General features: G+C 70.6%; 11 protein-coding genes and 1 pseudogene. 5 read left to right on the top strand and 7 right to left on the bottom strand.

Annotation, left to right across the window (positions count from 1 at the left end; all coding sequences use genetic code 11):
• The first annotated feature begins 49 nt into the window (after window positions 1-49).
• Together ACZ6NC_RS36370 and ACZ6NC_RS36365 are read left to right on the top strand one after the other, a co-directional pair.
• Window positions 50-1,021: a sigma-70 family RNA polymerase sigma factor gene (locus tag ACZ6NC_RS36370; RefSeq protein ID WP_465738158.1), complete on the top strand. Its 972-nt coding sequence runs from the start codon at window positions 50-52 to the stop codon at window positions 1,019-1,021.
• Between the two features lie 188 nt (window positions 1,022-1,209).
• A complete protein-coding gene (locus tag ACZ6NC_RS36365; RefSeq protein ID WP_465738157.1) occupies window positions 1,210-1,506 on the top strand; it encodes a hypothetical protein in 297 nt (98 codons plus the stop codon).
• Window positions 1,507-1,589: 83 nt separating this feature from the next.
• Here ACZ6NC_RS36365 and mscL read toward each other — a convergent pair.
• The 4 genes and pseudogenes from mscL to ACZ6NC_RS36345 form a co-directional block, all read right to left on the bottom strand.
• Window positions 1,590-2,008: pseudogene (gene mscL / locus ACZ6NC_RS36360) on the bottom strand (large conductance mechanosensitive channel protein MscL).
• Window positions 2,009-2,647: 639 nt separating this feature from the next.
• Window positions 2,648-2,959, bottom strand: coding sequence for an FmdB family zinc ribbon protein (locus ACZ6NC_RS36355; protein ID WP_465738156.1), 312 nt, complete (start codon window positions 2,957-2,959; stop codon window positions 2,648-2,650).
• Between the two features lie 147 nt (window positions 2,960-3,106).
• Window positions 3,107-4,357 carry an MFS transporter gene (locus ACZ6NC_RS36350; RefSeq protein ID WP_465738207.1) on the bottom strand — a complete coding sequence of 417 codons (1,251 nt, stop codon included), beginning with the start codon at window positions 4,355-4,357 and terminating at the stop codon, window positions 3,107-3,109.
• A 506-nt stretch (window positions 4,358-4,863) separates the two neighbouring features.
• A complete protein-coding gene (locus ACZ6NC_RS36345; protein WP_465738155.1) occupies window positions 4,864-6,354 on the bottom strand; it encodes a potassium/proton antiporter in 1,491 nt (496 codons plus the stop codon).
• A gap of 342 nt (window positions 6,355-6,696) precedes the next feature.
• On the opposite strand from ACZ6NC_RS36345, the gene ACZ6NC_RS36340 reads away from it, so the two are divergent.
• Window positions 6,697-9,414 carry a penicillin acylase family protein gene (locus ACZ6NC_RS36340; protein ID WP_465738154.1) on the top strand — a complete coding sequence of 906 codons (2,718 nt, stop codon included), beginning with the start codon at window positions 6,697-6,699 and terminating at the stop codon, window positions 9,412-9,414.
• A gap of 1,533 nt (window positions 9,415-10,947) precedes the next feature.
• Here ACZ6NC_RS36340 and ACZ6NC_RS36335 read toward each other — a convergent pair.
• Both ACZ6NC_RS36335 and ACZ6NC_RS36330 read right to left on the bottom strand, forming a co-directional pair.
• Window positions 10,948-11,451: an IS630 family transposase gene (locus ACZ6NC_RS36335; RefSeq protein ID WP_465738206.1), complete on the bottom strand. Its 504-nt coding sequence runs from the start codon at window positions 11,449-11,451 to the stop codon at window positions 10,948-10,950.
• Window positions 11,334-12,008, bottom strand: coding sequence for a helix-turn-helix domain-containing protein (locus tag ACZ6NC_RS36330; RefSeq protein ID WP_465738153.1), 675 nt, complete (start codon window positions 12,006-12,008; stop codon window positions 11,334-11,336). The genes ACZ6NC_RS36335 and ACZ6NC_RS36330 overlap by 118 nt, the downstream gene beginning before the upstream one ends.
• A 78-nt stretch (window positions 12,009-12,086) precedes the next feature.
• Between ACZ6NC_RS36330 and ACZ6NC_RS36325 the strand changes: the two genes are divergently transcribed.
• Window positions 12,087-12,419, top strand: a complete 333-nt coding sequence (locus ACZ6NC_RS36325; protein ID WP_465738152.1) for a hypothetical protein — start codon at window positions 12,087-12,089, stop codon at window positions 12,417-12,419.
• The gene (locus tag ACZ6NC_RS36320; RefSeq protein ID WP_465738151.1) at window positions 12,416-13,000 is read left to right on the top strand and encodes an AAA family ATPase; all 585 of its coding nucleotides are present in this window, start codon (window positions 12,416-12,418) and stop codon (window positions 12,998-13,000) included. The genes ACZ6NC_RS36325 and ACZ6NC_RS36320 overlap by 4 nt, the downstream gene beginning before the upstream one ends.
• 85 nt (window positions 13,001-13,085) lie before the next feature.
• On the opposite strand, the gene ACZ6NC_RS36315 is transcribed toward ACZ6NC_RS36320, so the two are convergent.
• Window positions 13,086-13,516 (bottom strand): GNAT family N-acetyltransferase (locus tag ACZ6NC_RS36315; protein WP_465738150.1); only part of this gene is annotated, 431 nt, incomplete at its 5' end.

Here is a 13,516-nt window from a genome sequence, read left to right as displayed (position 1 = left end):
TCTCAGGGCAGGCAGGCAGACCTCGGCAACACCAGCAAAGGGAGCAAGCATGGCCACCCGTGCCGTCGTTCGCGACAGGGCCGACCGGACTCGCGCGGCCCGCCCGACCAACCTTGAGGCCGACCGTGACCTGGTCGGTATGTACCTCGACGAGATCGCCAGGACGCCCCTGCTCGATGCCGCCGAGGAGGTCGAGCTCTCGCTGCGGATCGAGGCCGGCGTGTACGCCCAGCACCTGCTGGACGGAGGAGAGCTGCCCAAGGGCGTCAAGCGCGAGGAGCTCGAAGCGATAGCCGAGGATGCCGAACGCGCCAAGGACGTCTTCATCCGCTCCAACCTCCGTCTCGTGGTCGCCGTCGCCCGTCGCTACCCGCGCAGCGGCCTGCCGCTCCTGGACCTCATCCAGGAGGGCAACGCGGGCCTGGTGCGGGCGGTGGAGAAGTTCGACTACGCGAAGGGCTTCAAGTTCTCCACCTACGCGACCTGGTGGATCCGGCAGGCGATCACCCGGTCGATCGCCGATCAGTCGCGGACGATCCGGCTGCCCGTCCACCTGGTCGAGGAGCTGGGCCGGATCCGGCGGGTGCAGCGCGAGAAGTCCAAGGAGCTGGGCCGCGAGGCAGAGCCTGCCGAGATCGCGGCCGAGCTGGACACCACCGAGGCGCGCATCAAGGACGTGCTCGACTGGGCGCGCGACCCGGTGAGCCTCAACATGTCCGTCGACGACGAGGGCGAGACCCAGTTCGGTGACCTCGTCGAGGACACCGGGGCGACGTCCCCGGAGGACGCCGTGATGGTCATGCTCCGCCGCGAGGAGCTGGACGACCTGATCGGGCGGCTGGACGACCGTACGGCGTCGATCATCCGGTCCCGCTACGGGATGGAGGACGGCCGCGAGCGGACGCTGACGGAGGTCGGCAAGCAGCACGGGCTGACTCGTGAGCGGATCCGCCAGATCGAGAAGCACGCGCTGGCCGAGCTGAAGAAGATCGCCGACCATGCGGGCTTCGAGGCCGCCTGACGCCCTCCCGGCTGCCCAGGCCGCCTCGGCCGCTGCCCCGGGCCCTGGTGCGGAACGCTCCGCACCCAGGGCCCGCGTGCGTGCCCGGACGGCGGCCGGGGCCGGTGCAGGGCCGATGCAGGGCCGGGGCCGGCGCCGGGAGCTTCTAGGCTGGAGGAGTGGACAACGTGCAAGACGGAGGCCGACCGGTGACCGAGCAGAAGCCCGTGCAGGACGCCGCGGCGACCGAGGACCAGGCAGCGACCGCGGACCAGGCAGCGGCCACGGACCGGGCGACGACCGGGGACCCCGCGACGACCGAGGTCGCTGCCGCCCCCGCCACCGAGGCGGCGCCGAAGGCCCGGCTGGTCTTCCGCGACCCGCTGGACCAGCAGTCCCGGGACGACACCGACACCGGCTGGGGCGACCGTCAGGCCGCGGGGGAGAGCAGTGGGCGGGGGCTGGACTGGTACCTGAGCCAGCGCCCGCCGCACCACGGCGACTGACCGGGCGCCCCGGGCGCTGAGCGGCGCCGTGCCACAGCGCAGCTCGGCGCCGTACAGCTCAGCTCAGCGCAGTGCAGCTGGGCTCAGCGCTGCGGCGTGACCAGCGCATCGCGGATCTGGGTGAGCAGGACGACCTCCTTGGCCTCCGCCTCCGCCTGGACTTCGGCAAGGGTCTTGCGCTTGGCGGTGTACTTGATCATGGGCAGGATCAGGCAGAAGTAGACGACGGCCGCGGTGATCAGGAACTGGAGGATCGCGCTCAGCACGGAGCCCCAGAGGATCAGGATGCCGGACGCGGCCTCGCCGGTCGCGCTCAGCTCACAGGGGCCCTTGAGGCAGGACGTGTAGGAGTTCAGGTCCTTCGGGCCGAACGCGCCGACATCGGGTTGATCACGCCCTTGACGAAGGCGTTGACGATGTTGGTGAAAGCCGCGCCGATGACCACGGCGACGGCGAGATCGACGACATTTCCACGCAGCAGGAATTCTTTGAAGCCTTTCATGCCGCGCGAACGACGAAGTCGTTGTCCGGTTACGGGTGATCTTCGCCGCCCTCCGATTGACAACCCGTTTGGTGGACAGGCGTGGCTCCGGGCGGTGACAGGCCCGCCCACGCGGGCCCGGACGCCAGTGCCGCGGCCACGGCGAGCAGGAGCAGGACCGGCAGCCCGGGCCGGTGCCGCAAGGCCTGCCGGAGCCGGTGGAGCCGGCCGGATCCGCGCCGGATCGGCGGGAAGGACGGCACCTCCCGCCGCGGCGGGACAGCGGGCGCGGGGAGCGGGAACGAAAGGGGGAGGCTCGTGGTCGTCATGGGCACCGCCGGTGGTCGCAGGGCGCCGGCCCGGGGTGGGCCGACCTCTCGTGACGCACACTCTGGGACGCTCGCAGGCCCGGCGGAAGGCCTTTCCCGGAACCTGTGGACAACCCGGGCCTGTGGATAACTTTCATCGCCCGTGCGAGTTAATTCAATGAGCCCGGGAATGCAATATGACCCCGGGGTGCGTTAAGGCCCCGGTGTGCAATGTGACTCCAGGGCGCACTATGACCTCGGGGCGCAATGTGGCCCCGGGAACGCCGGGGGAAGGCAAAGGGCCCGCCGACCCCGCCGAAGCGGGGACGACGGGCCCTTCGAAAGCCTGGGATCAGCCGGCCGGCTTCGCCGCAGCCGCCGGAGCGGGGCTCGCCGCGGGGGCGGAGCCGCCCGAGGACGAGGCCGGGGCGGCCGACGAGGACGAGGTCGACGAGGACGAACCCGCGCCCACCGTGCTGCTGGAGGACGAGCGGCTGTCGGTCCGGTAGAAGCCGGAACCCTTGAAGACCACACCCACGGCCGAGAAGACCTTGCGGAGCCGTCCCTGGCAGTCGGGGCACGTGGTCAGCGCCTCGTCGGTGAACTTCTGCACCGCCTCCAGGCCGTTGCCGCACTCGGTGCACTGGTACTGGTACGTGGGCACTTGTCTTCCTCCTGGCACTCTCGCCTGATGAGTGCTAACGATGGTCAATGATGCGGCATTCCGCTGCATCAGTCCAGCGACTCGAATGTGAGATGAGCCGGGGGCCGCCGTGTGGCGACCCCCGCGTGAGTGCTGTACGCGCCCCGCTCAGCCCTTGGCCGCACCCACCAGCTGCCGCGTCACAGGCCGCTCGCCGCCGCCCGCGACCACCGTGCTCGCGGCGCCCGGCGCGACCAGCAGGTGCCGCAGCGCGACCAGGGCGACCAGGCCCAGCCCGGCGCCGGCCACCGGCACCAGGAACCCGGCCGACGGTCCGTGGCTGTCGATCAGCCGTCCGGCCACCGTGGAGCCGGTCGCCAGGCCGAGGCCGATGGCGCCGGTCAGCCAGGTGAAGGCCTCGGTCTTCGCGCCGTCCGCGACCAGCGTCTCGACGAGGGTGTACCCGGTGATCAGGGTGGGCGCGATGGCCAGGCCGCAGACCAGTCCGGCGACGGACAGCGCGACCAGGTTGGGCATCGCCCAGAGCGTGGAGCAGCCCAGCACCAGCAGTGCGTAGCTGCCCAGCAGCCGCTGCTGGGCGGCCCGGCGCCAGGCGATCATGCCGTAGAGCACACCGGCCAGCATCGAGCCGCCGGCGAAGATCCCGTACACCGTGCCGTTGGCGCCGGGCTGGCCGACGGACTCGGTGAAGGCGGTCACCGAGACCTGCATCCCGCCGAAGACGGTGCCGACGCCCAGGAACGCGCCGGCCAGCAGCCGGACGCCGGGCGAGGAGAGGGCCGAGACGCGGCGGGCGCCCGGCTGATGCGGGTGCCGGGCCGGGGCGGTGCGGCGCTGCGCTGCGAAAGCGAGCCCGCCGGCGACGGTCAGCGCGGCCTCGGCGATCAGCCCGGCCGAGGGGTTGACCGAGGTGGCGATGGCGCTGGCCAGCACGGGGCCGATCACGAAGGTGAACTCGTCCGTCACCGACTCGAAGGCGAACGCGGTGTTCAGCTTGGCCGCAGGTGCACCGTCGGCGGAGAGCTTGGCGACCCAGCGGGAGCGCACCATCGCGCCGATCTGCGGCACGCTGGCGCCGGCCGGCGCGGCGGCCAGCAGCAGGGCCCAGACGGGGGCGTGGCCGAGCGCCAGCGCGATCAGCGCGCCGACCGAGACGGCGTGCACGATCACGCTCGGCACCAGGACGGCGGCCTGGCCGTACCGGTCGGCCAGCCGGCCGGTCTGCGGGCCGACGAGGGCCTGGGCGACGGCCGAGACGGCCGCGACGGTGCCGGCCGTGCCGTACGAGCCGTGGGTGTCGAAGACGAGCAGCAGGATGCCCAGGCTGAGCATGGCGTACGGGAGGCGCGCGGCGAACGCGGGCGCCAGGAACGTCCAGGCGCCCGGGGTGCGCAGCAGTGCGCCGTACCCGACGCGGGCGGGGGCCTCGGTGGCGGACGCGGTGTCCGGCGAGGTACCCGAGGGGGCGTCCGTGGGGACGCCGCTGTTGTCGACCGTTCGGCGGGCCGTCACGGTCGGTCCTTCCTGCTGCCTGGTAGCGCGGAAGGGGCATGGGGTGGCCCCGACGGCGCCGAGAGTCGTCCTCTCGCGCGTCGACCGGGGTAGTTACCGGGCCGGACCGGCGTGGTTGCCGGGGGTCTGGCCGCGGCCGCCGAGCGGTCGCGCCAACTCTGCGTCAGGCAGATGCTGGGTGTGTATCAACCATCATACTTATACGCGCGTAGATGTCGCGCTTGCCTCCACAGTACAGGGCGAGTCCAAAATCGTCCTGCCAATTGAAGGTGAACGTTGGACAAACCCCTCAGGACCTCTGCCCGCAGTGCCACCAGGCCCCCGCGACGCCCGGGCCCCCGCCCGCGACGCCCGGGCCCCCGCCCGCGACGCCCGGGCCCCACTCGTGGCGCTCAGGCCCCCCGGCCGTACAGCCACCCGGCGAGCTTGCCGCCCTTGTCCACGGCCCGCAGTCGCCGCTCCGCCGCCTCGCTCACCTCGTCCGTGGTGACCACCAGCAGCTCGTCGCTGCCGCGCAGCACGGTCGCCTTGTCCGGCACGAAGCTGCTCCCCTCGCGGACGACCAGGGTGACCGCCGCGCCGGCCGGCAGTCGCAGCTCGCCGATCTCCACGCCCGACATCTTCGAGTTCGGCGACAGCGCCACCGACAGCAGGTGCCCGTGCAGCTTCTCCAGCGGGGCGGACTCGATGCCGAGGTCCTGGCCCATCGAGCCCTCGCCGATCCGCAGCCACTTGGCGACCAGGGGCAGGGTCGGGCCCTGGAGCAGGGTGAAGACCACGACCAGGATGAAGACGATGTTGAAGACGTCCTGGGCCATCGGCGCGTCGGCCACCATCGGGATGGTGGCCAGCACGATGGGCACCGCCCCGCGCAGGCCGGCCCAGCTCAGCAGCGCCTGTTCGCGTGCGGGCAGCTTGAAGGGCGTCAGGGTCAGCACCACCGAGAGCGGCCGTGCCACGAAGACCAGGACGGCGCCGATCACCAGCGCGGGCACCACGGCCGAGCCCATCGTCTCGGGGGTACAGAGCAGGCCGAGCAGCACGAACATGCCGATCTGCCCGATCCAGGCCAGGCCGTCGGCGAAGCCGCGGACGGCCGGACCGTGCGGCAGCTTGGCGTTTCCGAGGATGACGGCGCTGATGTAGACGGCGAGGAAGCCGGAGCCGTGCAGCAGCGCACCGCCCGCGTAGGCGAGCACGGTGAGCGCCATGACGGCGATCGGGTAGAGGCCGGAGGACGGCAGGGCGACGTGCTTGATCCCGAACGCCCCGATCTTGCCGACCGCGAAGCCGACGGCCGCGCCGATGGCCAGCTCGGCGACGATCGTGCCGGCCAGCACGTACCAGGAGTCCAGTTCGCCGGTGGTGGCGAAGGCCACGACCAGGATGACCACGGGCGCGTCGTTGAAGCCGGACTCGGCCTCCAGCAGGCCGGTCAGCCGGTGGGGCAGCGGCACCATCCGCAGGACGGAGAAGACGGCCGCGGCGTCGGTCGAGGAGACGATCGCGCCGAGCAGCATGGAGGTCCGCCAGTCGAGGCCGACCAGCCAGTGCGCGCCGGCGGCGGTCACGAAGACGCTGACCCCGACGCCGACGGTGGCGAGCACGGTGGCGGCCGGCATCACCGGTCTGACCTCACGCCAGCTGGTCTTGAGACCGCCCTCGGCGAGGATCACCACCAGGGCGGCGTAGCCGAGCACCTGGGTCAGCGCGGCGTTGTTGAAGGAGACGCCGAGGCCGTTCTGGCCGAGCGCGACGCCGATGCCGAGGTAGATCAGCAGGCTGGGCAGTCCCGACCGGGTCGAGATGCGCACGGCGACCACCGCGACCAGCAGGATCACGGAGAACTCGAGGAGCAGCTGGTTCAGGTGGTCGACATTCACGCAGGGGCACCTCGGGCAGGCTGGGGGCGGGCGGGGTGTCTGACGGCGGTGAGGCCGAAGGAGTCGACCGGAAGGGAGGCCGGGGCCGGGAAGGCCGATTGCTCCCCTTGCGGATCGTTACTCAGTCTAACATTTTGCCATATCTTTAGCTTCTTCCGTCACATCGGCCTCCGCCTCCGCTCCCCGGAAGTCTCTCCGGCGCTCCTCTGACCTCCGCAGATCCCACGGTGAGCGTCCCCCGTGCACGCCCGCCAGCCGAGTCGGCCTAATGTGGTGCCCTGTCATGGCCGAGTGCCCTGGACACGCCCACCTGCTCCCCAGTCGAGGACCGCAAGGACCCAGATGCCCCGCTCGAAGAAGTTCCGGCGCGCCCGTCTGATCGTGATCGTGCTGGTCATGCTGCTGGTGGCAGGCGCCGGCTACGGCGGCTACCAGGGAGTGGCCGCGGTCCGCGCGTCCTTCCCGGAGGTCGACGGCAGCGTCAAGGTGGCGGGCCTGAGCGCGCCGGTCGACGTCAAGCGGGACGCCAACGGCATCCCCCAGCTCTACGCCGACACCAACGAGGATCTCTTCCGCGCCCAGGGCTACGTCCAGGCCCAGGACCGCTTCTGGGAGATGGACGTCCGACGGCACATCACCGCGGGCCGGCTCTCCGAGATGTTCGGAGACGGCCAGGTCGAGACCGACTCCTTCATCCGGACCATGGGCTGGCGCCAGGTCGCGCAGAAGGAGTTCGACGAGAAGCTCACGCCCGAGACCAAGAAGTCCCTCCAGGCCTACGCGGACGGCGTCAACGCCTGGCTCGGCGAACACCCGGGCGGCCAGAGCGCCTCGCTGGAGTACACGCTGCTCGGCGTCGTCAACGGCGGCTACAAGCCCGAGCAGTGGACGCCCGTCGACTCGGTGTCCTGGCTGAAGGCGATGGCCTGGAACCTCTCCGGCAACCTCCAGGAGGAGATCGACCGCTCGCTGCTCGCCCAGGACTTCAGCCCGGAGAAGATCGCCGAGCTGTACCCGGAGTACCCGTACGCGAGCAACGGCACGATCGTGAAGACCGGCACCGTCGGCGGCGACACCTACCGCCCCGCCGACGGCTCCGGCCAGGCCAACGCCGGTGCCGCCGGTACCGCCGCCCAGGGCGCGGCCGCCACCAAGGCGACGCTCAAGGACATCACCGACCGGATCGACGCGATGCCGCAGCTGCTCGGCCGTCAGGGCCAGGGCATCGGCTCCAACTCCTGGGTGGTCGCCGGCTCGCACACCACCACCGGCAAGCCGCTGCTGGCCAACGACCCGCACCTCGGCCCCGGGCTGCCCTCGGTCTGGTACCAGATGGGCCTGCACTGCCGCACCACCTCGGCCGCCTGCCAGTACGACGTCTCGGGCTTCACCTTCGCCGGCATGCCGGGCGTGGTGATCGGCCACAACAAGGACATCGCCTGGGGCTTCACCAACCTCGGCGCCGACGTCACCGACCTCTACCTGGAGAAGGTCACCGGCCCGGAGACGTACCTCGTGGACAACAAGGAGGTGAAGTTCACGCTGCGCAAGGAGACCATCAAGGTCGCCGGCGGCGAGGACCGCACCATCACCGTCCGCACCACCCAGACCGGCGCCCCGCTGATCTCGGACCAGAGCACCGAGCAGCAGAACGTCGGCAAGTACGCCCCGAACGGGACCGCGGCCCCCGACCGCGGCACCGGCGGCTACGGCGTCGCCCTGCAGTGGACGGCGCTCAACCCCGGCAAGACCATGGACGCCGTCTTCGCGCTGGACCGCGCCAAGAACTGGGAGGAGTTCCGGGGCGCCGCCAAGGACTTCGCCGTCCCCGCGCAGAACCTGATCTACGCCGACGCCTCGAACATCGGCTACCAGGCCCCGGGCGACATCCCCGTGCGCGGCAAGGGCGACGGCAGCTACCCGGCCCCCGGCTGGGACTCCGCCTACCAGTGGAAGAGCTCCATCCCGTTCACCGCCCTGCCCTACAGCTACAACCCCTCCGCCGGCTACATCGTCACCGCCAACCAGGCCGTGGTCGACCCGTCGTACAAGTACCTGCTGACCAAGGACTGGGAGTACGGCACCCGGGCCAAGGAGATCACCGACCAGATCGAGCTCAAGCTCAAGAACAACGGCAGGATCTCGCCGGACGACATGCAGGAGATGCAGCTCGACAACACCAGCATCCTCGCGAAGAAGCTGGTCCCGCTGCTGCTCAAGGTGCCGATCGACGACCCGTACGTGCGTGAGGCGCAGGACCTGCTGAAGGACTGGAACTTCCACCAGGACGCCGACTCGGCCGCCGCCGCCTACTACAACGGTGTCTGGCGCCAGCTGCTCAGCCTCTCCTTCGGCCAGAAGTTCCCGGCCGACCTGCGGGCGGACGACAACTGCCTGCTGGTCCGCCGGCAGACCGACCCGACCAAGCCGGACAGCAGCTCCCAGATCGTCACCGAGTGCGGCACCCGCGACCCGGGCAAGGCCCAGCCGGACGGCGGCGACCGCTGGACCGAGGTGGTGCGCCAGCAGCTGGACAAGCCCGACAGCAGCTGGTGGACGTACATCGACTCGCAGCACAAGGAGCAGAAGGGCCTCGACAACCTGCTCGCCGAGGCCATGAAGAATGCCCGCCAGGACCTCACCTCGCTGCTCAGCAAGGACATCTCGACCTGGAGCTGGGGCCGTCTGCACAAGCTGACCCTGCGCGAGCAGACCTTGGGCTCCGACGACTCCTCGATCGCCTCCGGCGTCGTCCACAAGCTGCTCAACCGCGGCCCGTACCGCCTCTCCGGCGGCTCGGCGGCGGTCGACGCGGCCGGCTGGAACGCGGCGGCCGGCTACCAGGTGGACTGGATCCCGTCGATGCGGATGGTGGTCGACCTCAGTGACCTCGACGCCTCGCGCTGGATCAACGTCGGCGGCGCCTCCGGGCACGCCTTCCACCCCAACTACAACGACCAGACCGACCTCTGGCTCGGCGGCAAACTGCTGACCTGGGCCTACTCGCCGGACGCGGTCGAGAAGTCGGCCAAGCACAAGCTGGTGCTGACCACCGGCTGACCACCGGCTGACCGACCGCACGGCCGCGGGGGGGGGGGGGGGCGGGGGGGGGGGGGGGGGGGGGGGGGGGGGGGGGGGGGGGGGGGGGGGGGACAGAACCACCGTCCCGCCCAGGACAGCAGACGGAACCACCGGCCCGCCCCCGCCCCCGGACAACCTGGAACAGCCAGGGGCGTACCACCGCACCCCCCCCACCCCACAGCTCCCCTCCCGGCTGGCCGACCCCCACCAACCACGCCACCGGAGCACCGGCCGGCCGGCCGGCTCCCCGCCGGCCAGGGCCGGGTCGTTGTCCTTGACCTTGGTGCGGAACAGCTCGCGGTAGGCGGCGAACTTCGCCGCCACCCGAGGAGGGGCCCTGGTCGCGACCCGGGCCGGGGCCATGATGGAGCGGCCGACCTCCACCATCAGCACCGGCACCCCCACCTCCGGAGCCCGCCACACCCCGTCCGGGCGCACCTTGTGCTTGCCGTGGACCTGTGTCCTGCCGCCCAAGCAGATCACGAACGCCAGCCACCCATGTCGCATATCTATACGAACCATGGCAAACTGGGCGTAAGTGATAGTGCTCTACAGAGGAAAATCACCCATGACTCATGGAGCCCACCCCCACGCTCCCACCATCCGCGCGAACATCGACCGGGCCCGCGGCTGCGAAGAATGCCGCAGCTGGGGCACCGTGATCACACCCGAGGGCCGCCACGAGCTGTGCCCCCGGTGTCAGCAGCCTGATTGAGCACGCGACCTCCGATCCCTGGCCGGCGACCTCCAGGCCGCCTTCGACGAATCCGGCCGGTAGCCGACCCCACCCCCGCACACCCCCGGCCCAGGAACCCCTGTACAGGCGCCCTGAGCCGGAAGCAGATCACACTGGGCGCTTCCAGGCGGGGTAGAGCTTCTCATGGAGCAGCCGCAGCTCCCACCACGGACCCTCGAGCCTGTTCCGCCGCTTCTACGTCCACTCCTTCGCGGTCGGCAGCGACAGCCGCAGCGGGCCGAGATCCTTCTTCTCACGGGCGGCGGCGCAGTCCGGGCACTCTGTGCGGTCTCCAGTGCCGCCTCGCTGCGGCAACTCCCACTCCGAACCCACCGCCCCGCCCAACGGGCCCTTACAGGCCCGGCAAGGCGGATCTCCCCCGCCCGGGACCTGCCGACAGATACCGTCGTACGTCATGGATCACAGCGGAAGGCGGCTCCCCGGGCGGCGTGCGCAGTACCGGCGTAACAGGCAGCCCCGACACGGTGCCGATCGTGGTGCGCGGGCCGAGCGGCGCCGGCAAGTCCAGCACCGCCGCACGGCTTCGCGCCGCGTACGGCCGGGGCATCGCCGTCGTCGGCCAGGACGTTCCGCGGCGCGACGCGCCACGGGAACCGGACGTGGCCGGCGCAGCGAACATCAGCCTGATCGACCTGGCGGCACGGCACGCCCTCGACCTTCTCACAAGGTCGCAGTGCCCTGGTGCAGCGCACGCTGTCTCACGAGCCGTGTCCTAGTGCTGCTCTGCGGAAGTTCGTGGAGGGGTGTTGGGTTGATCAGGTGACCTTGAGTGGGGTGCCGTCGTAGGTCCACTTGTACGGCTTCGCGGTTTCGTTTCGGCCGATGACGTAGGTCTCCAGTTTGTCGATGAGGTCGTCGCGGCTGGAGAAGTCGCCGTGGCGAAGGACTCGGCGGGTCATCGCGGAGAAGTACAGCTCGATCTGGTTGAGCCAGGAGGCACGGGGCGGGGTCCAGTGCACGGTCCAGCGCGGGTGCTGGGCCAGCCACTTCTTCGTGTGCTTCGCGGTGTGGGAGGAGCCGTTGTCCAGGACGACGTGAATGTTCCGGCCCGGGGCGATGGCGGTATCGAGCCGGGCCAGGAAGGCAGTGAAGGTCACCGCGTCGTTGCGGGCGATGATCTCGGTGAGGACCTCGCCGGTGGTCACGTCCAACGCGGCGACCAGTGACGCGGTGCCGTGACGACGGTATTCGAACTCCTCGCGGACGGCTTCGCCGGGTCGGGTGGGTCGGCCCGGGTAGCGCCGCGAGCGGGCGGCGATCGCGGTCTCTCGTCGATGGACAGCACCACCGCGCCTTCGGGCGGGTAGCGGTACAGGTCGCACACGTCCGTGACACGGTCCCAGAAGTCGGGGGTGTCACGGCGGGTGAGCCAGCCGCCGACCCGGTGCGGCTTCAGGTCCAGGTCAGCCAGGATCCGGCCGACCTGGGAGGGGGAGATGTCGGCGAACACAGTGGCGGCGACCTCGGCGGCGATCGTGCGGTGCGACCTTGTCGCCTCCGGGTGCGGCGGTGTGCCGGTGGCCGCCGCTACGATCGCCACCCGAACCTCGGGGCCGTAGGTCCTGGGGCGGCCCGAGCGGGCGGCGTCCCCCAGCCCGCCCAGGCCTGAGCCGGCGAACCGGCCGCGCCATTTGCGGACTGTGCTCACCCCGACGGCCAGTTCCCGCGCGATGGCACCGTTGCTCAGACCCTCGGCTGCGGCCAGTACGATCCGTGCCCGTAGAACAGCTCTCACCTGTTCTTTCACGGAGACCGCCACTCGTATCAGGTGCCGACGCGCCACCTCGTCCAGCTCCACGACCACTGCCGTGTCCATCCCCGCAACCCCGTCCGTCAACCCCGACCAAAGAGATGATCATGGCGTGTCGCGGCGGATGCCTGCAGGATGGACTCCGTGCCGAAGAACCCGCCCGAGTCCATGCAGCACCACCTGAGCCACCGGCTGAACGCCCGCGCCAAGGAGCACTGGCCCCAGCTCGCTCGCGTGCAGGTCCGCTTCCGGTCCGGATTCGCCTACGTGGCAGGCGAGTTGCCCGGTGAGGAGGGGCCCCTGCCCCTGTGTCGGCTTCGCTTCACCGGCGTCCTGCACACCTGGGGCTTCGCGCTCCACCTCGCCAGCCGAGAGAAGTACGAGGACAACATCCTGCCCACCGGCCTTCCCTTCGGCTCGCCCGAAGACGCCCTGGACTGCGCCTGCGGCCTCTACCTCGACAGTCCCGCCCCGTGACGAACGGTCCCGAGCCCGCCGGCGTCGGGGTGATCCTGGTACCGGTGGGATTCGTCGTCCTTGTCGGGCCACCGGCCTCGGGCAAGACCAGCTTCGTGAGGGCACTGATCGGGCGGCGGTGCATCGATGCAGAAGCCGTGGTGTCCAGCGACGAGATCCGTGCGGAGCTCTTCGGCACCCCGCCCGCCGAATCCGACTTCGATGAGGTGGACGCGCGCGTCTTCGAGGAACGCGACCGCAGGATCGTCGCCAGGCTCGCTGCGGGGCGAAGCGCGGTCGCGGAATCGACGAACGTCACCTCGCAGGCCCGCGCACGGCTCCTCGCCATCGCCAGGCGCTTCAACGCTCCTGTGACCATGCTGCGATTCACTTCCGACATCACCGACCTCCTGCAACAGCACAGCGAGCGGGCGCGTCCGGACGTCACTGCCGCGGATGTCCGCGCCTACGCCGCGATCATGACGCGGGACGCCAGTACCGACCAACTGCGCTCAGAGGGCGCAGCAGCCGTCCACGACGTCCCCGGGCGCAGAGAAGGAGTCACACCCGCCGAAGCCGCCGAACGCTTCTCCTTCTGCTGACGCAACATCCAAGGCGCCCAGGCTCGCGTTTCAGGAGGAATTGTCAAATCCTGTGGACTGACCCGACAGCCCAATGGCCGGTCGATCAAGCAAGCGGCTTGCGGTAACGGACGTACTCGTTCTGCCGCCGGAACCCCACACTCTCGTAAAGGTCGTAGGACCGGTGCGGATTTGCCGTGCCCGTGAACAGCCGGGCGGTCGTTGCACCCTGCTCGCGAAGGCTCCGCAGCCCGTCCAGCAGCAGGACCCGGCCGATTCCGAGGCGTCGCTGGTCCGTCCGGACACTCAGCTCTTCCACCTCACCCACGGTGTGGTCGTGACGGCGGATGGAGCAGAGGGCGACGCCGACCATGTCCTGCCCGTTCCAGGCAGCCCTCCAGCATGCCGGGTCGGCGGTGTCGACGAAGTCCTGGAAAGGCCATCTCTGAGAGGACGTTAAGTCCGTTTCTGGTAGCGGCCGCGTTCGGGTTGCTCGAGGACTCCCTGGCGGACGAGTCGTCCCAGGCGGGAGCGGGT

It is taken from the genome of Kitasatospora sp. NPDC041988 (assembly GCF_055588525.1).
Note: the sequence above shows the minus strand (reverse complement) of the source record. Positions and strands in the feature narration are given on the sequence as shown.